This window comes from Aquabacterium sp. A7-Y (assembly GCF_026153205.1).
In the GTDB taxonomy this organism is placed as follows: Bacteria; Pseudomonadota; Gammaproteobacteria; order Burkholderiales; family Burkholderiaceae_C; genus Caldimonas.
Genome location: NZ_JAPFBW010000013.1, coordinates 113,513 through 135,454 on the forward strand (window position 1 = coordinate 113,513; position 21,942 = coordinate 135,454).

Consider the following 21,942-nt stretch of genomic DNA (forward strand, 5'->3'; position numbering starts at 1 on the left):
CCACTAATAATTGAGAGATGTTCATCGATGAGCGCCCGGGCGGGGTGCTCAGGTCGAAGCAGTTTTCCAGACGATGCAGGCGAGCAAAAGCAGCTCAGGGATGCAAGAGCGAGGCGCTTCGTGGAGGAGTCGCTGCGAGAATCGGTCTCCGCTCAGGCCAGGCAAGGAAGCCGTTTCTTGTCCTCCGACGCAGGCCCTTCGGCATGACCGACGTTGTCGTCCGTTGCTCGTTCCGAGTCGACTGCCAGCCACGCCCTGATTCGCCGGTCAATTTCGTCCGTGTCGTCCGCGCAGACCGTGAAGCGATGCACATAGTAGTGAAGCAGCCGGTAGATGCGGCCGGTATCCGCCACGAGGGGCGCGTGCAGAATTCGCGCAAGTTCGTCAACGCTGCGCGCTCGCGCAGCCACCCCATACGCATAGTCGCAGTCGCCCGTCACCACCACGGGCTTCAGGTGGATCAAAGCCTCCAGCCCGACACCCGAATTGACAGTAAACACCGCCTGGGCGCCCGCGATCAGCTCGTGCACCGAGGCTTCCGTCAACTCGATCAGCCCCTCGGCCTGCAATGCTGCCGTCGCCCGCTGCACGCTCAAACTGTTGCAGTACGGGTGGCGCTTGGCGATCACCTTGATGCCCGTCCCCGCGTAGTGGCGCGCTACCGTGTGCAGCAGCTGGATGCCGTCGACATCCGCCAGATCGGCCACCGTGTCGGTGGGAATCTGGAGCGCGACAAAGACATAGGGACCCGACACCTGCGCACCGGGCGCGGCCTGTTCGTACTTCGACACGTTGGCGGCGACGTAGGTCTCGTGCAAGTCGCGGTGATTGCGCAGCAGCTGCTCTTGATCCAGGCCTTCGCAGTGTGCCTCCAGCTCGCTGAAACCGTTCGCCAGGCTCGAGTAGCCGGCAAATCCTTGAGGGTCGACCGAGCAACGCCCTGCCAAGGGCGACTCCTGGATGTGCAGCCAGGCGCTGTTGTAGGTGGCCCGAGTGTGATAGCTGACCGAGCGCCCGCCCAGCCGAGGCACGCAGTGCCGCCAGTTGTATTGGTACCGAGGCACGACGGTCAGGCCCGGCACGCGCAGCAGAGCGGCATAGGCGTGCCGCAGAGCCGCACGTACCGTCCGGTAGCTCGGCTTCTCGTCGGCAGGGTCCGAGAAGAAAACGGTGGGAATGAAAAACTCGACGATCCGGTCGGGATCGATCGTGCCGGGATCCAGCGCGACCCGCCTGCCGTCGATCACACCCGCCAGCCCCCCGCCTTGCTCGTTGCGAGAGGCAAGATCAAGGATAGGCGCCATGGGTTCGAGCGACGTCCGAACCCTGTCCAACCACTCCCGCGTCGCCCCTGACAGCCGCAGCCCGCGTTGCCGGCCTTGCCGCACCAGCTCGAGCGCTTCGTTCACCCAGCGGCACTTGACGGCAAGCTGTACCCGCGCCTCCAGCTCGTTCTTGTCGCCGGGTGCGTTGGCCATGAGGGCCCGCCGGGCGGCTTCGCGCCAGCCGGCCATGCGCTCGGCATGCTCGGGGAAAAATACCGACACCCGGTTGAGCATCGGCATGAACTGGAGCCAGTCCTTGGGTGCCAAGGCGGCAATACGGTCCAAGGTCTGTGCCGCTTCGTCGAACAGCTCGTGATCGGCCTCGAAGGTCAAACGCCGGACCGACCCGTAACCCGGGTAGCAGGCCTGCGCCGCTTTGACAAAGGTGTAGGCCAGAGCGGTCTGGCCGTCGTCCCGGTAGATCGCGCTGATGCGCAGCAACAGGCGCCTGTCGTTCGGATGCCTTTTCTGGGCCTCGAGCAGCACCCGCAGTGCTGCCGCCTGGTCGCGTTGAGCCGCGTGACTGTCGGCCAGCAGAAGGTGGTGGTTGACCCCTTGCTTGACCACGCTCGGCAGGCTGTTGAGCACCGGTGCCGCCATGCGCGAACGCTTCAGGGAGCGCCAGACCCGCCGGCCCCAATCCGTCCCGGCCGGCCAGCGCCCCACGCCAGCGCCGGGCTCGGTGAGATTTCTCAATGGCGGCTCGTGCGACACGACCACGCCCTTGTCCTGTCTCAGCCCGTCGAGCCAAGCCAGAGCCTCCTTGATCCGGCGGGAATCGGGGGCGCGCACAAGTGTCTGGTGAGCTTTGTCGAAGTCGCCCGCTTCCACCTGTTGTTGGGCCGCCTCCAGGTACCCCAGGGTATTGGAGGGGAAACGCCGCAACGCCCACTCGATGTAGCGGCTGCGCCGCTCGGCGTCGCCCCTGCGCTTGGCGAGCGAAATCATCTCGCGCAACAGTTGCACCGATGAGGCCTGCGCGCCGAAGCGATCAAACAGGAGCAGCGGGGCGCGCTTGGCGCCCAGGAACTTGAGAGTTCGCACCAGGCCCGGCATCACGAACCTCACCCGCTTCTCGGCGCCCGCATAGGGCGCGGGGGCGGGAGAGGCACTGCCCATTGCCCTGAGCTGATGCAACTCCACCATGCACTTGCGCATGTAGGAGTGCATTTGCCCCGGCGCAGGTTGTCCGCTGGCCAAGGCGAGCAGCGCGTTTGCCGCCCGTTGCGTGGCCCCGGGCTCCGCGGTGAACAGCTGGGCACGCAGATCCTGGGCCTGACGCACGATGGCTGCGGCACCACCCGTGGCTTGCGCCACGGCGGCGCGAAGGCCCGAAGGGTCGCTGACGCGCATGCCGATCTCGTCGCGGCGGGCGTATTCGAGGCTGTGCAAGTCCACCTTGTGGCCCAGAGAGGCATCGATCTCTCCATCCAGCAAGACCACCGGCTTCTGGCAGAAGACCGCGTCGAAAATGGCGCCGCTGTAATCGGAGACGACCACGTCCGCCAGCGCGAGCAACTCCAGCAAATCATCGTTGGCGCCGAAGTGCTGCACACGGCCAGCAGCCATCGCGCGCTTGCGGGCGGGCTCGAGGAGTTCCGTGTTGTGGTGCATCTTGACGAGCACGTTGTACTCGTCGGCCAAGGCATAAACTGCCGCCAGGTTCCGATCCACGCTGGAAAGGTCGCCCCAGGTCGGCGCATACAGGACGGTCTTGCGCGAGGGATCGAGGCAGCCGCCCAGGCGCTCATTCGCTCGGGAGTGAAAGTCCGCCAGGTGCCAGTCGTCGAAGCGCGGGTTGCCGACCGGCACCGCCGGCGAGAAGTGCGAGATCTTGTCGGCGGCGTAAGGCCCATACGCGAGCGTCAGATCGGCGAACGCGCGCCAAGGCCCGTAGTTGTGGGCTTCCTTTGCGTACCCGTATTGCAGCATCGCGATACGCGTACGGCGGAAGGATTCGATTTTCGGGAAAGGCGTCTGGCACACGAGGACGTCGAACACGCCATCCAGTTGCGCCAGCCGCGTGCTGTTCCATACCAGAACCGGGACCTGCGGGTCCGTAAGAAGGTCGCCGTTGAACTCGTCGATATAGTCCTTGCGCCGTTCGAGGACGAAGCAGGCCCCTGGCAGTGCCGCCACCAATTTTCGGACGTGCACCAGCTGGAAGGGATTCCAGCCGATGAAACCGATCGTCGGCACTGCCGTGTCAGGCATACTTCTTGATTTCAGCGATCAGTTGAGTCGTCGAAACACCATCGGTTCTCGGCAGGTAGACGACTTCACACAGCGACTTGAATTCGTCGAAGCGACCTTCCCAGTCGTTGCCCATGACAAGAACGTCGGCCGAGTACTTTTTGATGTACTCACCCTTCAGCTCGAGCGCTTCTTCGCGGAAGACGTGATCGACACCTTGAATGGCGGCCACGATGTCCATGCGTTCCTTTTCGGGATACACCGGATAGCGCTGCTTCTTGGAGTAGTTCAAGGCGTCGGACGACACCCCGACAATAAGCTTCGACCCCAGCATCCTCGCGCGCTGGAGAATTTTGACGTGCCCGATGTGCAGCACATCGAAAGTGCCGAATGTAATTACCGTCTTCACGACCGACCCCTCACCCGCACAAGGCGTTGCAGACTTAGTGTTTATTCGCTTGCGGCCAAACGCGCCCGGTACAGCCAGAGTGCGCGCGCGAGAAGCTAAGCGGCCTGCAAGCAAGTGGAACCGCGCACACCATTCAGGCCCGGTGAGGCAAGTCATGGAATGGGCAACAATCCCTTACAAGGATACCACTGCCAGTGGGGGTGGCCAATCACTACGGCTGCAGCCCCGCCGGGGGTGGGGGGCGCCTCGCCGGTCGAGGGGGCAATCGGGACTCGCAGCCCGATAGAGGTTCCCCCTCATGGCGGGCTCACAGGCCGAACAGCACCTTGGCCGACACGGCGATCTGGTAAATGATCTGCGTGATGCCGCGCGTGAGCTCGACACGTTTCGTCTCGATCTTCGGCAGCACCATGAGTTCGTCGCCGGGCTGCAGGCTGGCGTCTTCGGTGCTCGGGACGACGGTACCGTCCTGGCGCAGCACGATCAGGCGGGATTTGTCCGCCCCCTGGTTGAAGCCGCCGGCGCTCTCGACATAGTCCTTCGCACTCTTGCCTGCCTCGTGCACCAGCGCGTTGGGAAACAGCACTTCGCCGCTCACGAGCACGAGATTGCTCTGCTCAGGGACGCGGATGATGTCGCCGTCCTCGAGCAAGGTGTTCGGCGCCTCGTCGCGCCGGGCGAGCACCACCTGCCCCCGCGGCTGCACGTTGCGCGCGCGATCGATGAATTTCAGGATCTGGTCGGCCTCGCGGGTTCGCAGCACCGCTTCCTCGCTGGTCGCGCTGCGGGCGGTCAAGGCGAAGGTCTCCAGGCTGCGCAGCGACGCCTCCAGCATTTCCTTCTGCCGCAACACGATCGACTTGCGGAACAGCTGAACCGCCGCGACATTGGCCTGGGGCGCCGGCTTCAGGCGTACGAGCGCGTCCTTGAGGCGGGACCCGTAGGGCAGCACGAGGGTGCGTTCGCCGAGGTGCGCGCCTTCGATGCGCACGAGGATCGTGCCGGGATATTTGTCCGACGTGACGCTGATCTCGTCACCGTTCTGAATCATGACCTCGCCGGCGGCAGACAGGGCGTGATATTCGCTGCGCAACTCCGCGCCGACTTTTCGCACGATGCTCAGATGCGTCGCGCCTGGTTTCGCGCGCGCCACTTCGAGCACCCGGCTGGCCGGAACGCTGCTGTCCCCGAATTCAAAGATGTAGGGATTGAGCACCTCGCCGCCGACCTGGACCGTGTACTTGCGCGGGTGGGCGACCACGGTGTCCCCGTCCTGCAGCTGCACATGCTCGATCTGCCCGCTGAGCAGAAACTTGTAGAGATTGAACTTGGCCCGCACCTGCCCCGCGCGCAGCACGTCCACCTCCAGATAGCTGCCGCGATCCGGATCGATGCCGCCGGCCTGGTCCAGGTAATAGAGGATGGAATCGGACGACAGGCCGCCGTAAAGCCCGGGAGCGCGGACAAAGCCGGTCACATACACCTTGACTGGCTGGGCTGCCCCCAGCGTCGCATAGATGCCGACGTTGTGCTTGTAGACCCGCTTCACCTGTGTCTCGACGTGCTGGTTCAGCTCGGCATTGCGAATACCGAGGACGCGGACCGGGCCTACGTTGGGCACGAAGATATTGCCCTGCGCGTCGACCTCCTGCTGGGCGTCGAAGGTGAAGGCACCCCACATCCGCAGGTTGACCTTGTCGCCGACGGAAATCTGGTAGTTCGGATTGAAGCCGGAGAACGGGACGCGTGCAAAGCGCCCCGTGAACATCTGCGAACCGAAGACGACGGGCTGCGGCGATGCCAGCGGATCGAGAGGCAGGGCTTTCGGAGGCTCCGACGTTGAAATCGGCCTGGCGGCGGTCGGTGTGCCTGGCCCGTTCACCCCGGACGCTTGTGCGGCCGGGTCGGGCGGCGCGCCGGCGTCGATCGCCGTCAAGCCGCGCGGGCTGGTATTCAGGGGATCGGTAAAGGTCTGCGCCGATACCGCCAGCGGCAGACTCAGCGCCAGCGCGCCGAGCACGCGGTGCAGCGTGAAACGGCGCGGATCCCGCGTACCCGGGGCCGCCGCGGGGAGGGCTTGCAATGCGTGGGCAAAAAACATGTCCGTCAATCCTGGTGGTCGCGCACAGTCGTCACGACAAGGCGCGTGACGCCATACAGCAGGCAGCACACCACAAATAGTGTCACGAGGTCGTAGACCCGACGCGGGTAAATCGCGATCTCGGGCTTCGCTGGCGGCTCGATCACGACCAGGCTCTTGAGCTTGCGCGTCGCGTCGATGCGTGCGTTCTCGACCGCCGACAAGGCCAGCTTGTAGGCGTCTTCGGCAAAGCCGGCCTGCAGGGTGAGGTCGCGGAACTGGGAGGCCAGCGCGTTCAGACGGTCGCTGCTCTTGCCGCTCGTCGCGCGGCCACGCTCCGCCTCCAGTTGCTTGCGCAAGGCCTCCACCTGGCTTTGCAGCGCCTGCACCTGGTAGGAGTTTTCGTTCAGGAAGCTGCGCAAGTGACGCAGCTCGGCCTCATGCTTGGCCAGCGTCGCCTGCAATTCGGCCGTCAGGGCGCCGCTGGCTTGCGCCTGTGCCGCAGGGTCGAGCAGCCGATGCCGGTCCTGAAAATCAACCATCTTGGCCTTGGCCGCTTGCAAGCGTTCCGCCGCGCGCTGGAGCTCTTGCTCGGCGAAGCCCATCTGCTCCCGGGCGATCCGGTGCGAAAAGGCGTTCACGAACTGCTCGCTCTCCTGCAGAATGCCCTGAGCCACCTGCTGTGCAAAAGCGGGCTCGAAGCCCTGAACTCGGACCGTCAGCAGCGAGGCAACTTCATCGAACAGCACCTCGACCCGGCTGCGGTAGTACTCCAGGAACCATTCCTGGCTGGTTCCTCCGTACAAACGGTAAAGGGGGTCCAGCTTTTCGGCCTCGTAATGCGCCCGCAAGTTCAACTTCGCGTCCAAGCGCTTGAGCATCTCCAGCGAGTGGATGTACTGGCGCAAATACAGCGTGTCTTCACGCGACGGCGGGTTGACCCCGCCCAGCAGCAACGCGACGCCCGGGAGGTTGCTGGACTCCTGGTTGGTTTGGCGCACTGTGACGATGGATTCGCTGACGTAGCGGTCGGCGGCGAAGAACACGTAGTACAGCGTGGCCAACAACAGGGGCACGGCAATCAACGCGATCTTCAGGCGACGCGGTGTGAGGCTCTGAACGAATGTCATGCGGGAACGGTAGGAGGTTTCTTGCCCGCTATGGCGGGTGGCTTGCCTTGATAAGCAGCGATCCCGGCTGCCACGTCTTCATAGAGCGTCGGGGCGCCCTGGTTGACGAGCACGACCATGTCACACCACTCCTGGATATCGCGCATGTTGTGCGACACCAGGATGAGCTTGGATTTCTCCAGCTTGGAGCGGAACACTTCCTGGCACTTCTTGCGAAATTGAGCGTCGCCCACGGCCATGACCTCGTCGATGAGGTAATAGTCGAAATCGAAGGCCATGCTCAGGCCAAAGGCGAGCCGCGAGCGCATGCCGGAGGAATAGGACTTCACCGGCAAATCGAAGTACTCGCCGATCTCGGCGAAGTCTTCGACATAGCGCACCTTTTCACGCATTGCCGGACCACTTGCGCCATAGATGCGGCAGACGAATCTGACATTGTCGCGGCCGGTCAGCGACCCTTGGAAGCCGCCCGCCAGGCCCACCGGCCAGGAGATGTTGGCATCCGTGCGGACGCTGCCCGAATCCGGAGAATCAATGCCACCCAGCAGCCGCATCAAGGTGGACTTGCCAGCGCCGTTGGGACCGATCAGGCCGATGCTGGCGCCTTCCGGGAAGCTGAAGCTGAGGTCGCGAAACACATAGCGCCGCCCGTGGGGTGTGGGGTAGGACTTCGTCACGGACTCGAGCTCGATCATCCTGCCTGCCCTCAGCTGGCAAGCAGCTTGTGCCGGCGGACACGATACAAGCTCATGCCCAGCGCCAGAACGATCAGGGTGATTGCCGCCACATAGGTGCCACTCACCGACGGGATGACGTGGTACTGGGCAAAGAAGTAACCCCGCGAAATTTCGATGGCGTGCAGGACTGGGTTCCACAGCAGCCAAGGGAGCACGGAGGGGGGCAGCGCCGATACCGGGAACACGACACCCGACATCAGGTACAGGGGCATGAAGACGATGCGCACGAAGGAGCGGGCGTGTGGAAATTCGTGCGTCGTCACGGCGAACAACAAACCGAGGCTTGCGCCCATCAGGATCAGCAGGACGCTGATCGCCAGCAATTCCAAGGGCCGCACCGGCAGGAACGTAAAGCCGAGCCAACCGAGCACGCCCAGCATGATGAGGTACACCACGCTATACAGGCTGACCTCCAGCATGGCGCGCGAAACGAGCGGATCAAAAGGCTTGACCTGGCGGTAACCGAACAGCCCCTGGTTGGAGGTGATCGATTCCATCAGCCGCAGCGTCAGGTTCTTGAACAGGAAAAACGGCACCAAGCCGGTCAACAGAAACACCGGGAACTCGACCCCGGGCAGCACGCGATGGCGAATGAAGCCGAAGATCAGCACCAGGATGGTCAAATGCGCCAGTGGCTCCAACAGCACCCAGAACACGCCCAGCCACCGCCCACCGAAGCGCGTCTTCAACTCCCGAACAAACAGCGCGAAAAGTACGGCGCGCTGCACCTGCCACGGCGTGCGTTTTACCGGGCGGTCTGGAATGGCGCTCACGCGGTGCCCTTCAAACCAACGCCGCGCCCCCTCCAAGCAGGCGTGCGCCTCGTCATGGCCGAGCCCGAACAATCGCGACAAAAGACAGCAACAGGCTTCAAGGCAGATCGGAATCAAAGCGAGCAGGGCGAGAGTCCAGCCAAGCGTCCTTGGGATTCCGGAGGCTCGGGAGCAAAGTCAAGGAAGCGGTCACTGCCCATCGGCGCGCCCGAACCAAGCTGAACATTGTAGTGTCGCCATGTGTGTCCCTACCGGTTATGCACCGAGAACAACCGCCTTTCCGTTCCGATGTCCACTCTTTCACGGTCGTTTCCTCCCCAACAGGAGCCTAAAATGCCGCGATGCGGCGGTTGCCATGACCCGCACCCGCCGTCCTGCGGCCTGCCTTCTGCCACGCTTCCTTCCATGTCCTCTTCTTCCCCTGACGCCCTCGCCCCCGCCTTCGTCGAGTTCTCCGTCCAATCCGGCGTCCTGCGCTTCGGCGAGTTCAAGACCAAGGCCGGCCGTCTCTCGCCCTACTTCTTCAACGCCGGCCTCTTCAACGACGGCGCCAAGCTGGGCCGACTGGCGGAGTTCTACGCCCGCCGCCTGCTCGACGCCGGCCTGGAGTTCGACATGCTCTTCGGCCCCGCCTACAAAGGCATCACCCTCGCCGCGGCGGTCGCGATCGAGCTGGCCCGGCTCGGCAAGAACGTGCCCTACGCCTACAACCGCAAGGAAGCCAAGGACCACGGCGAAGGTGGCACCCTGGTCGGTGCACCGGTGCAGGGAAAGGTTCTGATCATCGACGACGTGATCTCCGCCGGCACCTCCGTGCGTGAATCCGTCGCGATGATCCAGGCCGCCGGGGCCACGCCCTGTGGCGTCGCCATCGCACTGGACCGACAGGAAAAGGCGACCGAAAACGGCAACGATGCGCCATATTCGGCAGTGCAGCAGGTGGAGCAAGCGTTGGGCCTACGCGTTTGCTCGATTGCCACCCTCACAGACTTGCTCCAGTATCTGCAATCGAACGCCGATCCGCAGCTGGGCACACATTTCGCAAGCGTCGCGGCCTACCGCGACCGCTACGGGGTGTAGCTCCCCGGCTCGACGGTCGCCTGCCGCTGCGGAGTACCCCAAAACATGCCGACCCCTCTCCTGGCGCCGAGCAGGACATGAAGACAGCCAGCCCCGCCCGCCCGTGCCACCGCGACCTCCGGGAAGCCGGCCGCTCATGAGGCGGCCCGTCGTCCGCTTTCGCCTGCACAGCGCTGCAGCCGCCGGGCTGGCTAGCGTTTCGCTGGCCCTCCTCTGCATGCCGGCGCTGGCGCAAGGCATCTACACCTGCACCGACGCCAAGGGGCGCCGGCTCACCTCCGACCGCCCCATCATCGAATGCCTGGACCGCGAGCAACGCGTGATGAACCGCGACGGCTCGACCCGCAGCGTGCTGCCACCCAGCCTGACCGCCGAAGAGCGCGCCGAGCTGGAAGCCAAGGAGCGGCGCCGCGCCCAGGAGCGGATGGCCCACCAGGAGGCGGTCCGCCGCGACCGCCTGCTGCTCACGCGTTATCCGAGCGATGCCGAACACCGGGCCGCGCGCGAGGCGGCGCTCGACGACGTGCGGCAGTCCATTAAGAACTCGGAGCGGCGCATCGCCGAACTCGAGAAGGAACGCACGCCGCTGCAGGCCGAAGCCGAGTTCTACAAGGGCAAGACCTTGCCGGCCAAGCTGAAGCAATCGATGGAGTTCGTCGATGTGGCGGTCGATGCCCACAAGACGCTGATCCAGAACCAGCAGTCCGAGCTGCAGCGCATCAACCTCATCTTTGACCAGGAACTGGAGCGGCTTCGCCGCCTGTGGGCCGGCGCTGCCCCGGGCAGCGTCCCCGCATCTCCCGACGAGAAGGTGGCGCCCCGCTCCCGGTAGCCCGCGAGCGGGAGCTCCCGGCCGGCCCAAGGTCCTCTATCTACTATCTATATAGATAGATAGATAGAAAAAAGCCGGACAGGAGGCTGGCCGCCGCAGCGTGCGACCGTCGCCCGGGCTTTGCCGGGCGCCGCCTCAGCCGCCCAGCTTCTTTTTCAGCAGCTCGTTCACCTGCGCCGGGTTGGCCTTGCCCTTGGTCGCCTTCATGGCCTGGCCCACCAGCGCGTTGAAGGCCTTCTCCTTGCCGGCGCGGTATTCCTCCACCGACTTGGCGTTGTTGGCCAGCACCTCGTCGAGGATGGCTTCCAGCGCGCCGGTGTCGGACATCTGCTTCAGGCCCTTGGCCTCGATGATCGCGTCGACCTCTCGGCCTTCGCCGGTCCAGAGCGCCTCGAACACCTGCTTGGCGCCGTTGTTCGAGATGGTGCCGTCGGCGATGCGGCGGATCATCGCGGCCAGGGTCGCCGCGTCCACCGGGCTGTCTGCCAGCTCCCGCCCCTCGGCGTTGAGCCGGCGCGACACCTCGCCCATCAACCAGTTCGCCGCCAGCTTGGGCGCGCCGCAGGCCTGGGCGGCCTGTTCGAAGAAGGCGCCGAAGTCCTTGCTCTGGGTCATCATCGTCGCGTCGTAGGCCGGCAGGCCGTAGTCGCGCTGGAAACGCTCGGCCATCACCCGGGGCAACTCGGGCATCTCGGCCTTCACGCGCTCCACCCACTCCGGCGCGATCACCAGCGGCGGCAGGTCGGGGTCGGGGAAATAGCGGTAATCATGCGCGTCTTCCTTGGTGCGCATGGCCCGTGTCTCGCCGCTGTCGGGGTCGAACAGCACGGTCGCCTGCTGAATCTTGCCGCCGTCCTCGATCTGGTCGATCTGCCAGTGGATCTCGGCGTCGATGGCCTGCTGCAGGAAGCGGAAGCTGTTGAGGTTCTTGATCTCGCGCCGGGTGCCCAGCGGCCCACCCGGCTTGCGCACCGAAACGTTGGCATCGCAACGGAACGAGCCTTCCTGCATGTTGCCGTCGCAGATGCCCAGCCACACCACCAGGGCGTGCAGCGCCTTGGCGTACTCGGTCGCCTCGAGGCTGCTGCGCATGTCGGGCTCGGAGACGATCTCCAGCAGCGGCGTGCCGGCGCGGTTCAGATCGATGCCGGTCTGGCCGTGGTAGTCCTCGTGCAGCGACTTGCCGGCGTCCTCCTCGAGGTGGGCCCGGGTCAGGCGCACGCCGTGGCGCTGCTCTCCGACATAAAACTCGATCTGCCCGCCCTGGACCACCGGGATCTCGTACTGGCTGATCTGGTAGCCCTTGGGCAGGTCGGGATAGAAGTAGTTCTTGCGGGCGAAGATCGACAGCGGTGCCACCGTCGCGCCGACCGCCAGGCCGAAGCGGATGGCGCGCTCGACGGCCGCCCGGTTCATCACCGGCAGCGTGCCGGGCAACGCCAGATCCACCGGGCTGGCCTGCGTGTTCGGCTCGGCACCGAAGCGAGTGCTCGCACCCGAGAAGATCTTGGACTGGGTCGACAGCTGGGCGTGGGTCTCGAGGCCGATCACCACCTCGTAGCCGCGCACCAGGAGGCTGGTTCGGGTCGTGCTCATATCAGTAGCCCTCCGGCGTGCGGAGGTGCCAGTCGGTCGCCTGCTGGAAGGCGTGGGCCGCATGCAGCAGTTCGCCTTCCTTCCAATAGTTGCCGATCAGCTGCAGGCCGACCGGCAAGCCGCCTTCGCCGAAGCCGGCCGGCACGCTCATGCCGGGCAGGCCGGCCAGGCTGGCGGGCAAGGTGAAGATGTCGGCCAGGTAGTTGGCCAGCGGGTCGGTCTTGCCGCCGATCGGCCAGGCCACGGTCGGCGAGACCGGGCCGGCGATCAGGTCGCAATCGGCAAACGCGGCCTGGAAGTCGTCGGCGATCATGCGCCGCAGCTTCTGCGCCTGCAGGTAGTAGGCGTCGTAGTAGCCGTGGCTCAGCACATAGGTGCCGATCATGATGCGGCGCTTGACCTCCGGGCCGAAACCCTCGGCGCGCGACTTGCGGTACATGTCGAGCAGGTCTTTGTAGTGCTTGGCACGGTGCCCGTAGCGCACCCCGTCGAAGCGGCTCAGGTTGGAGCTGGCCTCGGCCGGGGCGATGATGTAGTAGACCGGGATCGCCAGCTCGGTCCGCGGCAGCGACACGTCCACCAGCCGGGCGCCGAGCTTTTCGTACTCGGCCAGCGCCGCGCGCACGGCCTTCGCGACGTCCGGCGCGACGCCTCCGCCGAAAAATTCCTTGGGCAGGCCGATGCGCAAGCCCTGCAGCGGCCGGGCCGCGTCGGCCCCCGCGCGCGGCGTGCGCAGCGCGGCGGCATAGTCCTCGGCCGGGCGCTCGGCCGAGGTGGCGTCGCGCTCGTCGAAGCCGCTCATCGCGGCCAGCAGCAGCGCGCAGTCCTCGGCACTGCGCGCCAGCGGACCCGCCTGGTCCAGGCTGGAGGCGAAGGCGATCATGCCGTAGCGCGAGCAGCGGCCGTAGGTCGGCTTGATGCCCGTCACATTGCACAGCGAGGCCGGCTGGCGCACCGAGCCGCCAGTGTCGGTGCCGGTGGCGGCGGGCACCAGGCCGGCCGCCACCGCCGCGGCCGAGCCGCCCGAGGAGCCGCCGGTGATGCGGCTCGTGTCCCAGGGGTTGCGGGCCACGCCATAGGCCGAGTTTTCGTTGCTGCCGCCCATCGCGAACTCGTCGCAGTTGAGCTTGCCCAAGGCCACCGTGCCGGCTGCCGCGAGCTTCTCGACCACGGTGGCGTTGAAGGGGCTCCGGTAGCCTTCGAGCATCTTCGAGGCCGCCGTGCTGGGGAAATCGGACGTGACGAAGATGTCCTTGTGCGCCAGCGGCACACCCAGCAGCGGCCCGCTCTCGCCACGGGCGCGGCGGGCGTCGGCGGCCTGGGCCTGGCGCATCGCGACATCGGTATCCGTGCAGAGGAAAGCCCCCAACTGTTCATGGGCAGCAACGCGTGCAAGCAGATGCTTCGTCAACTCGGTGCTCGACACGGCTTTCGCCTCAAGCTGGCGGCCGAGCTCCGCCACAGTCATGCGGTGCAGATCCATGCCGGCCCTCACTCGATGACCTTGGGAACAAGGAAGAGGCCGTCCTCGATCGCCGGAGCGCTGCGCTGGTTGTCCTCGCGCCGGTTGCTCTCGGTCACCACGTCCTCGCGCAGTCGCAGGGCCACGTCTTGCACCGCCGACAGCGGCGTGTAGAGCGGCTCCACCCCGGTCGTGTCGACCGCGCGCATGCGTTCGACGATGCTGAAAAAGTCATTGAGCTGGTGCAGCATTGCCGCCTGCTCCTCGCCGCTGAGTTCGAGCCGGGCGAGGAGGGCGATGCGGCTGACGTCGTCTGAAGTCAGGGCCATGTAAATTAGTTCGTTTTTGCCTGGTTCCCGCGAGGATCGGCGCGGGTGGGATCGGGTATTATCGCGCGTTATCCACAGCCGGCCTGATCGCTCAGCTGCCAGGGTCGCCAAGGCGTCCGTCGCGCGCGAACAGTGCCGGTTTCGTGCTGAAAAGCGCGCAAAAGGCCGCCTCGGATGCGTCCTTTGGCGGTCCCGGTGATAACCCGAAAAATCCTTCGTCCGCCCGGCTCCAATGCCAGTTGCTCACAGCCGGGGCGGACCCGTGAAAGAACATGTTCGAATCCATTCGTCGCTACTTCTCGACGGACCTCGCTATCGACCTGGGTACCGCGAACACGCTGATCTACGTGCGCGGCAAGGGCATCGTGCTGGACGAGCCGTCGGTGGTCGCCATCCGCCACGAAGGCGGTCCCAACGGCAAGAAGACCATCCAGGCGGTGGGCGCGGAGGCCAAGGCCATGCTCGGCAAGGTGCCGGGCAACATCGAGGCCATCCGCCCGATGAAGGACGGCGTCATCGCCGACTTCACGGTCACCGAGCAGATGCTCAAGCAGTTCATCAAGATGGTCCATCCGCGCTCGGTGCTCAAGCCCAGCCCGCGGATCATCATCTGCGTGCCCTGCGGCTCCACGCAGGTCGAGCGTCGCGCGATCCGCGAATCCGCGCTCGGCGCCGGCGCCTCCGAGGTCTACCTGATCGAGGAACCGATGGCCGCCGCCATCGGCGCCGGGCTGCCGGTCTCCGAAGCCTCCGGCTCGATGGTGGTCGACATCGGCGGCGGCACCACCGAGGTGGGCGTCATCTCGCTGGGCGGCATGGTCTACAAGGGCAGCGTGCGCGTCGGCGGCGACAAGTTCGATGAGGCCATCATCAACTACATCCGCCGCAACTACGGCATGCTGATCGGCGAGCCGACGGCCGAGGCGATCAAGAAGGAAATTGGCTCCGCCTTCCCCGGCTCGGAAGTCAAGGAGATGGAAGTCAAGGGCCGCAACCTTTCGGAAGGCGTGCCGCGCAGCTTCACGATCTCCAGCAACGAGATCCTCGAAGCACTGACCGACCCGCTCAACCAGATCGTCTCCAGCGTCAAGAACGCGCTGGAGCAGACCCCGCCCGAACTGGGCGCCGACATCGCCGAGCGCGGCATGATGCTGACCGGCGGCGGGGCGCTGCTGCGCGACCTCGACCGCCTGCTGGCGGAGGAAACCGGCCTGCCGGTCCTGGTGGCGGAAGACCCGCTGACTTGCGTCGTGCGCGGCTGCGGCATGGCGCTGGAGCGCATGGAGCGCCTGGGCGCCATCTTCACGTCGGAGTGATCCGACAGCCGCAGGACACTCGAGCGCCGTATGCTTGACGTTGTCGAGGCTGTCGCGCCCGCCCGCGCGGGCCCCGTGTCGTCGGGGCTCCGGCGCCTGCCAGCCATTCCTCCATCCGGCGGTCCTGCTGACCGCCGCGCGCTCTGAGCTGCCATGCCACTCGGCACGATCGATCGCACCCCTCCGCCCTTCTTCAAGCAGGGGCCATCGGCACTGACGCGGCTGATGTTCTTCTCTGCCCTCGCCTTTTTCCTGATGGTCGCGGACACGCGGTTGAACCTGACGCAGCCGCTGCGTGCCGTCGTGGCCACCGTGCTGCATCCGGTGCAGCGCTCGCTGCTCGTGCCGGTGGACTTCCTGCGCACCGGCGGCGACTACCTGAGCGGCCTCAACGAGGCGCTCACCAAGGAGGAAGCAGCGCAGCGCCAGCTGTCGGTGCAGGCGCAGCGGATCGCGCGCGTCGAGCTGCTGGAGCAGGAGAACGCCCGCCTGCGCGCGCTGCTCGGGCTGCGCCCCGCGATAGCCGCGCGCACCCGCGCCGCCGAAGTGCTCTACGACGCGCCCGATCCGTTCAGCCGCAAGGTGGTGGTCGACGTCGGCAGCACCCACGGCGTGGCGCGCGGCTCGCCGGTGATCGATGAGACGGGCGTGCTGGGCCAGGTGACCCGGGTCTACCCGCTCACCGCCGAGGTCACGCTGCTGACCGACAAGGACGCCGTCGTGCCCATCCTCAACACCCGCACGATGGCACGCGGCGTGGCCTACGGCGACGCCGCCAACGACGCGATGGAGCTGCGTTTCATGGCGACCAACGCCGATGTGCAGGAGGGTGACCTGCTCAGCACCTCGGGCGTCGACGGCGTCTACCCGCCGGGACTGGCTGTCGCGAAGGTGTTCAAGGTCGACCGCCGGGCCGACTCGGCCTTCGCGAAGATCGCGCTGCAGCCGGTCAGCTCGCCGGCCAGCGCGCGCCATGTGCTGGTGCTGCAGCCCATCGGCGAGCAGCAGCCGGCACGCCCCGAGCCGGTCGAGCCGGCGGCGCCGGTGCAGAAGAAACCGGGAGAACGGCGATGATGCCCCGTGGCGACCAGCTGCTGCTGCCGGTGAACCCGGTCTTCATCTGGTTTTCCCTGTTGTTCGCCTTCCTGGTCAACCTGGTGCCGCTGGGCAAGACCACGGCGATGCCCGACCTGCTGGCGCTCACCCTGGTGTTCTGGAACGTGCACCAGCCGCGCCGTGTCGGTGTGGGCACCGCCTTCACCTTCGGCGTGATGATCGACGTCCACGAGGCGGCGCTGCTCGGCCAGCATGCCTTGGCCTACACGCTGCTGAGCTTTTTCGCGATCACCATCCACCGCCGGCTGCTCTGGTTCCCGGTGCTCTCGCAGGCGGTGCAGATCGTGCCGCTGTTCTTCGCGGCGCACGCGGTTTCGGTAATTATTCGCCTCCTGGCCGGCGGCGTTTTCCCGGGCTGGGAACTGCTGCTGGCGCCGGCGTTCGAAGCGCTGCTGTGGCCGGTGGCCACCTGGATGCTGCTGGCGCCCCAGCGGCGTCCGCCCGACCCGGACCAGAACCGGCCTCTGTAGTTTTCAGGCTTCTTTTCAGGCTGAAGGGCCGAGCGTCCCGTGACCGAACTGAAAAACGTCGAGCTCGAGCTGTCGCGCTTTCGCGCGAGGCTGCTGTTTGCCGGCGCGATGGTGCTGCTGTGTTTCGGGCTGGTTTTCGCCCGGCTGGCCTACCTGCAGGTGCTGCGCTACGACGAGCTCTCGACCCGGGCCGAGAACAACCGCATCTCGGTGGTTCCCATCGTGCCCAACCGCGGCCTCATCCTCGACCGCAACGGCGTGGTGCTGGCCAACAACTACTCAGCCTACACGCTGGAGCTGACGCCCTCCAAGATCGAGGACCTGGACGCCACCATCGACGCGCTGAGCAGCGTGGTCAATGTCTCGGCCCACGACCGGCGCCGTTTCAAGCGGCTGATGGAGGAGTCCAAGAGCTTCGAATCGCTGCCGCTGCGCACCCGGCTGAGCGATGAGGAAGTGGCCCGCTTCGCGGTCCAACGCTACCGCTTCCCGGGGGTGGACATCAAGGCGCGGCTGTTCCGCAACTACCCGCTGGGCGACGTCGGCGCCCACGTGATCGGCTACATCGGCCGCATCAACCAGGCCGAGAAGCTCAAGATCGACGAGTCCGAGGACGCTGCCAACTACCGCGGCACCGACTACATCGGCAAGCTGGGCATCGAGCAGAGCTACGAACGCGAGCTGCACGGCATCACCGGCTTCGAGGAGGTCGAGACCAGTGCTGGCGGCCGCGCGGTGCGCCGGGTGCGCTCCAGCCCGGCCACACCGGGCAACACCGTGATGCTGTCGATCGACATCAAGCTGCAGGCACTGGTCGAGCAGCTGTTCGGCACCCGGCGCGGTGCGCTGGTCGCGATCGATCCGAAAACCGGCGAGGTGCTGGCCTTCGTCAGCAAACCCACCTTCGACCCCAACCTTTTTGTCGAAGGCATCGACGTCGAGAACTGGAAGGCTCTCAACGAGTCGATCGACAAACCCTTGCTCAACCGCGCGCTGCGCGGCACTTACCCGCCGGGTTCGACCTTCAAGCCCTTCATGGCGATCGCCGCACTCAACAGCGGCAAGCGCGCCGCCCACGAGGCGATCCACGACGGGGGCGTGTTCCTGTTCGGCAACCACCGCTTCCGCAGCCACGGTGACGGCGGCCTGGGCATGGTGGACATGCACCGCTCCATCGTGAAGTCGAGCAATGTCTACTACTACTCGTTGGCCAACGAGATGGGCGTGGACCTGATGCACGACCAGCTCGCCCCCTTCGGCCTCGGCCAGATCACCGGCATCGACATCGACGGCGAGGTGCGCGGTGTGCTGCCGTCCACCTCGTGGAAGCGGCGCGCCTACAAGCGTCCCGAGCAGCAGAAATGGTATGCCGGCGAGACCATCTCGCTGGGCATTGGCCAGGGCTACAACAACTTCACGATGCTGCAGCTGTCGCATGCGCTTGCCACCCTGGTCTCCGGCGGCGAGCGCCACCGGCCCCACCTGGTGCGCGAGATCCGCGATGTGGTCACGCGCGAGCGCCGCCCCGTGGGCACCGAGCCGCTGGAGCCGCTCGAACTCAAGCCCGAGCATGTCGAGGTGATCCGCCGCGCGATGCACGGTGTGACGCAGGAAGGCACCTCCACCCGGGTGTTCATGGGCGCGGCCTACCAGAGCGGCGGCAAGACCGGCACCGCGCAGGCCATCGGTGTGCGGCAGAACGAGCGCTACAACGCGGCCCGCCTGGCGGAGTACCTGCGCGACCACTCGCTCTACACCGCCTTCGCGCCACTGGATGATCCGCAGATCGCGCTGGCAGTCATCGTCGAAAACGCCGGCTTCGGCGCCCAGGCGGCCGCCCCGATCGCGCGCCGTGTGCTGGACTACTGGCTGACCGGTACCTACCCGAGCGAGGAAGACATTGCCGCCACGCGCCGCGGCGAGTCCGCCGCGCCCATCGGCGCGCCGCGCGTGGCGGCCGAGGTGCCCTTGCCGGCCCCGGTGGCGGCCCTGCCGTCGACCGGCGCGAGCGCCGCCGCGCCGGCGACCGCGGCGGTGGTGCCGGCCGGCGCCGCGGTACCGGTGATCGCGACAGCACCGGCGAGCGCGCCGGCAGCAGCGGGCCAGGGCAAGCCGCCGGCACCGCTGCCGGGCCATCCGACGCCCCCCCCGGCCCCAGCCCCGGCACCAAGTCCGGCACCGTCGCCGGCCCCCGCGCCGGCCCCCGCCGCGCCGTCCGGCGTGACACCCATCCGTCAGCCGCAGGCTGCTCCTCAGCCCGCCGTGGAGGTCCGATGAACGTCGCGTTCAAGAAACCCTCGCTGTGGCAGCGCATCAAGCCGCTGTTTCTCGGCTTCGACGGCTGGCTGGCACTGGCGGTGCTGCTGCTGTGCGGGGCCGGCCTGCTGATCATGTATTCGGCGGGCTTCGACCACGGCACCCGCTTCGTGGACCACGGCCGCAACATGCTGATCGCGCTGGCGGTGGTGTTCGTCATCGCGCAGATCCCGCCACAGCGGCTGATGGCCATCGCGGTGCCGCTCTACATCGTCGGGGTGCTGCTGCTGCTGGGGGTCGAGTTCGCCGGCATCACCCGCAAGGGCGCGACACGCTGGCTGAATATCGGCGTCACCGTGATCCAGCCGAGCGAACTGCTCAAGATCGCGGTGCCGCTGATGCTGGCATGGTGGTTCCAGCGCCGCGAAGGCCAGTTGCGCCTGCCGGACTTCCTGGTCGGCCTGATGATCCTCGCGGTGCCGGTGGGGCTGATCATGAAGCAGCCCGACCTGGGCACGGCGCTGCTGGTGCTGTCGGGCGGACTCTATGTGATCTTTTTTGCCGGGCTGTCGTGGAAGCTCATCATCCCGGTGCTCAGCGGTGCGGCCATCGCGATCACGGCGCTGGTCGTCTCCGAAGACAGGATCTGCCAGCCCGAGGTCGAGTGGCCGGTGCTGCACGGCTACCAGAAGGGCCGCGTCTGCACCCTGCTCGACCCTACCAAGGACCCGCTGGGCAAAGGCTTCCACACCTTGCAGGGCATGATCGCGATCGGCTCGGGCGGCCTGCACGGCAAGGGCTTCATGAAGGGCACCCAGACCCACCTGGAGTTCATCCCCGAACGCACCACCGACTTCATCTTCGCCGCCTATTCGGAAGAGTTCGGGCTGGTGGGCAACGTCCTGCTGCTGCTGGGCTTCACCTTCCTCATCTTCCGCGGGCTGATGATCGCCGGCGAAGCGCCGACGCTGTTCGCGCGCCTGCTGGCGGGCGCCTTCTCGCTGGCCTTTTTCACCTACTCATTCGTCAACATGGGCATGGTCAGCGGCGTATTGCCGGTGGTGGGCGTGCCGCTGCCCTTCATCAGCTACGGCGGCACCGCCATGGTGACCCTGGGAATGGGCGTCGGCATCCTGATGTCCATCGCCAAGAGCCGGCGGATGATGCACTCCTAGCTGCAGCCGCTTGCGCAGCACGCGGCGGTGGGTGGCGCGCGCATGCGGCACCCAGCCGCGCCGGTACCAGCGCGCGGCCATCGTCAGGCCGCGTACCCACTCGTCGGCGGCATAAGCGATCCAGACCCCGACCAGGCCCAGCTCCAGGTGGACGCCGAGGAACCAGGACCCGCCCGCCAGCACGACCGCCATCGATGCCGCACCGGCCAGGACCGGGAAGCGCACATCGCCGGCGGCACGCAAGGCGTTGATCACGACCAGGTTGAAGGTGCGGCCCGGTTCCAGCAGCACGGTGATCCAGAGCAGCTGGGTGGCTGTCGCGAGGATCTTCGGATCCTTCGTGAACAGACCCAGGTACCAGGGCGCCGTGAGCGCAGCGACCAGCGCGATGCCGGTCGATGCCAACAGGCCGAGGTGCAGGCTCTTGCGGACCAGGCGGTGCGCGTCGTGCAACTGCCCGGCACCGACGAGGTGGCCCACCAGGATCTCGCTCGCGAAACCGATCGCCAGGCCAGAAAGCAGGATGAAGTACATCACCTGCATCGTGTAGCTGTGGGTGGCCAGTTCGGCGGCGCCCATGCGAGCGACCACCGCGATGCTGACCATCAACGCCAGCCGGTAGGCGATGTTTTCCGCCGCACCCGGCAGCCCGATGTGCAGCACCGGAGCCAGCCGCGGCCAGTGCACCACGCGCCAGTCGCGCCCGCTCGGCACCAGCTGCAGCCGCACGCGCCACAGCCACAGGTGGAAGGCCAGCCCGAAGGCGCGACTGATCGTCATCGCCAGGGCGTAGCCGACCAGGCCCAGCGGCGGCAGCGGCCCCCAGCCGGACATCAGCGGCACCGACAGCAGCAGGTGCAGGCTGTGCATGGCCAGCATGTTGTAGAGCGTGTCGCGGGCGTGCAGGTGGGCCCGCATCACCGACGCCATGGCCGCGTTGTAGGCGTCCAGCGCGAGGGCCGCCGCGGCCATCGTGAGGAAGGGCACCGCCAGCGGCAGCACGCTGTCCGGCGCGTTCATCCATTGCAGCAGCAGCGGCGCCGACAGCGCGACCACGGCTGCCGCGATCCAGCCCATCCAGCTGGTCGCGGCCAGCGAGGCACGCGCCGTCTCGTCCGCGGCAGCACGATTGCCGGCGCCGAGGTTCTGCGTGATGACGACGCTGACGCCCATGCTCACCACGCGGAACAGGATGAAAAACGCGGCGTGCAGGTGATTGACGAGGGCAAAGGCTCCCGAGGCCGCATCGGAGATGCGTGAGGCCATCCACAAGCCGCAGAGCCCGACCGCCATGCCGAGCAGCAGCTCGGTGAACAGCGGCCAGGTGAGCGTGAAGAGAGCCGGCCGCGGCACGGCCTGCACGGGGCCGCGAACGCTTGCCGCGGGAGCGGCGGATAGGGAGGTCATACGGCGAGGCAAGGAGGAGAAGCAGGAGAGGCCGGACCAGGAGCAGGGACCGTCGGGCACGCAGGCCTCGATGCGATCGATTGTGGCGACGTAACCGCCTCGTTCCTCTCGTTATTCCGGATGCGATGTGTTAGTTTGACTAGAAGACTAATTACTTCACTGACGCGCGGACTTCTTCCGGCTCTCGGTGTGCGGCGCGGCGTGGGAGTACCTGTCCCAATGCCCCCCTAGTTCTAGGGAGTGCAGCCTCTCCGCG

At 66.4% G+C, this 21,942-nt stretch carries 16 protein-coding genes and 1 pseudogene; 7 read left to right on the forward strand and 10 right to left on the reverse strand.

Going from position 1 to position 21,942, the window contains the following annotated elements; genetic code table 11:
• Nucleotides 1–152: 152 nt before the first annotated feature.
• The 6 genes from OOT46_RS13890 to OOT46_RS13915 form a co-directional block, all read right to left on the reverse strand.
• Entirely contained in the window at nt 153–3,539 is a 3,387-nt protein-coding gene (locus OOT46_RS13890) for a CDP-glycerol glycerophosphotransferase family protein (protein ID WP_265404207.1), read from the reverse strand.
• Nucleotides 3,532–3,927: a pantoate--beta-alanine ligase gene (locus OOT46_RS13895; protein WP_265404208.1), complete on the reverse strand. Its 396-nt coding sequence runs from the start codon at nt 3,925–3,927 to the stop codon at nt 3,532–3,534. Before OOT46_RS13895 ends, OOT46_RS13890 begins: the two co-directional genes overlap by 8 nt.
• Before the next feature lie 307 nt (nt 3,928–4,234).
• Nucleotides 4,235–6,028: a polysaccharide biosynthesis/export family protein gene (locus tag OOT46_RS13900; RefSeq protein ID WP_265404209.1), complete on the reverse strand. Its 1,794-nt coding sequence runs from the start codon at nt 6,026–6,028 to the stop codon at nt 4,235–4,237.
• 5 nt (nt 6,029–6,033) lie between these two features.
• On the reverse strand, nt 6,034–7,137 hold the full coding sequence (locus tag OOT46_RS13905) for a capsular biosynthesis protein (RefSeq protein WP_265404210.1): 1,104 nt from the start codon (nt 7,135–7,137) through the stop codon (nt 6,034–6,036).
• Nucleotides 7,134–7,832 (reverse strand): ABC transporter ATP-binding protein, encoded by a 699-nt coding sequence (locus OOT46_RS13910; RefSeq protein ID WP_265404211.1) that lies wholly within the window; start codon nt 7,830–7,832, stop codon nt 7,134–7,136. Before OOT46_RS13910 ends, OOT46_RS13905 begins: the two co-directional genes overlap by 4 nt.
• Before the next feature lie 11 nt (nt 7,833–7,843).
• Nucleotides 7,844–8,647 (reverse strand): ABC transporter permease, encoded by an 804-nt coding sequence (locus OOT46_RS13915; protein WP_265404212.1) that lies wholly within the window; start codon nt 8,645–8,647, stop codon nt 7,844–7,846.
• Nucleotides 8,648–9,052: 405 nt separating this feature from the next.
• Between OOT46_RS13915 and pyrE the strand changes: the two genes are divergently transcribed.
• Together pyrE and OOT46_RS13925 are read left to right on the forward strand one after the other, a co-directional pair.
• Nucleotides 9,053–9,727, forward strand: coding sequence for an orotate phosphoribosyltransferase (gene pyrE, locus OOT46_RS13920; protein WP_265404263.1), 675 nt, complete (start codon nt 9,053–9,055; stop codon nt 9,725–9,727).
• 136 nt (nt 9,728–9,863) lie between these two features.
• Entirely contained in the window at nt 9,864–10,559 is a 696-nt protein-coding gene (locus tag OOT46_RS13925) for a DUF4124 domain-containing protein (protein ID WP_265404213.1), read from the forward strand.
• 135 nt (nt 10,560–10,694) lie between these two features.
• Here OOT46_RS13925 and gatB read toward each other — a convergent pair whose 3' ends face one another.
• From gatB to gatC, 3 genes are read right to left on the reverse strand one after another with little or no spacing between them, the layout of a single operon-like run.
• Nucleotides 10,695–12,155, reverse strand: coding sequence for an Asp-tRNA(Asn)/Glu-tRNA(Gln) amidotransferase subunit GatB (gene gatB, locus OOT46_RS13930; protein WP_265404214.1), 1,461 nt, complete (start codon nt 12,153–12,155; stop codon nt 10,695–10,697).
• Nucleotide 12,156: 1 nt separating this feature from the next.
• Nucleotides 12,157–13,638 (reverse strand): Asp-tRNA(Asn)/Glu-tRNA(Gln) amidotransferase subunit GatA, encoded by a 1,482-nt coding sequence (gatA, locus tag OOT46_RS13935; RefSeq protein WP_265404215.1) that lies wholly within the window; start codon nt 13,636–13,638, stop codon nt 12,157–12,159.
• Nucleotides 13,639–13,646: 8 nt separating this feature from the next.
• Nucleotides 13,647–13,946: an Asp-tRNA(Asn)/Glu-tRNA(Gln) amidotransferase subunit GatC gene (gene gatC, locus OOT46_RS13940; protein WP_265404216.1), complete on the reverse strand. Its 300-nt coding sequence runs from the start codon at nt 13,944–13,946 to the stop codon at nt 13,647–13,649.
• A gap of 272 nt (nt 13,947–14,218) precedes the next feature.
• On the opposite strand from gatC, the gene OOT46_RS13945 reads away from it, so the two are divergent.
• The 5 genes from OOT46_RS13945 to rodA all read left to right on the forward strand — a co-directional run bounded on the left by OOT46_RS13945 (nt 14,219) and on the right by rodA (nt 20,279).
• On the forward strand, nt 14,219–15,262 hold the full coding sequence (locus OOT46_RS13945) for a rod shape-determining protein (protein WP_251777342.1): 1,044 nt from the start codon (nt 14,219–14,221) through the stop codon (nt 15,260–15,262).
• A 153-nt stretch (nt 15,263–15,415) separates the two neighbouring features.
• The gene (gene mreC / locus OOT46_RS13950) at nt 15,416–16,336 is read left to right on the forward strand and encodes a rod shape-determining protein MreC (RefSeq protein WP_265404217.1); all 921 of its coding nucleotides are present in this window, start codon (nt 15,416–15,418) and stop codon (nt 16,334–16,336) included.
• Entirely contained in the window at nt 16,333–16,848 is a 516-nt protein-coding gene (mreD, locus tag OOT46_RS13955) for a rod shape-determining protein MreD (protein WP_265404218.1), read from the forward strand. Before mreC ends, mreD begins: the two co-directional genes overlap by 4 nt.
• 39 nt (nt 16,849–16,887) lie before the next feature.
• Nucleotides 16,888–19,125 carry a penicillin-binding protein 2 gene (gene mrdA, locus OOT46_RS13960; protein ID WP_265404219.1) on the forward strand — a complete coding sequence of 746 codons (2,238 nt, stop codon included), beginning with the start codon at nt 16,888–16,890 and terminating at the stop codon, nt 19,123–19,125.
• Nucleotides 19,122–20,279, forward strand: a complete 1,158-nt coding sequence (gene rodA / locus OOT46_RS13965; RefSeq protein ID WP_265404220.1) for a rod shape-determining protein RodA — start codon at nt 19,122–19,124, stop codon at nt 20,277–20,279. Before mrdA ends, rodA begins: the two co-directional genes overlap by 4 nt.
• A gap of 132 nt (nt 20,280–20,411) precedes the next feature.
• Here rodA and OOT46_RS13970 read toward each other — a convergent pair.
• A pseudogene (locus OOT46_RS13970) lies at nt 20,412–21,686 on the reverse strand (MATE family efflux transporter); the annotation flags it as partial.
• Nucleotides 21,687–21,942 lie beyond the last annotated feature (256 nt).

Coding starts and splice junctions, on each gene's coding strand:
- mreC (WP_265404217.1), top strand. CDS start 15,416: ATGCCACTCGGCACGATCGATCGCACCCCTCCGCCCTTCTTCAAGCAG.
- gatB (WP_265404214.1), bottom strand. CDS start 12,155: ATGAGCACGACCCGAACCAGCCTCCTGGTGCGCGGCTACGAGGTGGTG.
- OOT46_RS13945 (WP_251777342.1), top strand. CDS start 14,219: ATGTTCGAATCCATTCGTCGCTACTTCTCGACGGACCTCGCTATCGAC.
- rodA (WP_265404220.1), top strand. CDS start 19,122: ATGAACGTCGCGTTCAAGAAACCCTCGCTGTGGCAGCGCATCAAGCCG.
- OOT46_RS13925 (WP_265404213.1), top strand. CDS start 9,864: ATGAGGCGGCCCGTCGTCCGCTTTCGCCTGCACAGCGCTGCAGCCGCC.
- pyrE (WP_265404263.1), top strand. CDS start 9,053: ATGTCCTCTTCTTCCCCTGACGCCCTCGCCCCCGCCTTCGTCGAGTTC.
- OOT46_RS13890 (WP_265404207.1), bottom strand. CDS start 3,539: ATGCCTGACACGGCAGTGCCGACGATCGGTTTCATCGGCTGGAATCCC.
- mreD (WP_265404218.1), top strand. CDS start 16,333: ATGATGCCCCGTGGCGACCAGCTGCTGCTGCCGGTGAACCCGGTCTTC.
- OOT46_RS13900 (WP_265404209.1), bottom strand. CDS start 6,028: ATGTTTTTTGCCCACGCATTGCAAGCCCTCCCCGCGGCGGCCCCGGGT.
- gatC (WP_265404216.1), bottom strand. CDS start 13,946: ATGGCCCTGACTTCAGACGACGTCAGCCGCATCGCCCTCCTCGCCCGG.
- OOT46_RS13910 (WP_265404211.1), bottom strand. CDS start 7,832: ATGATCGAGCTCGAGTCCGTGACGAAGTCCTACCCCACACCCCACGGG.
- gatA (WP_265404215.1), bottom strand. CDS start 13,638: ATGGATCTGCACCGCATGACTGTGGCGGAGCTCGGCCGCCAGCTTGAG.
- OOT46_RS13905 (WP_265404210.1), bottom strand. CDS start 7,137: ATGACATTCGTTCAGAGCCTCACACCGCGTCGCCTGAAGATCGCGTTG.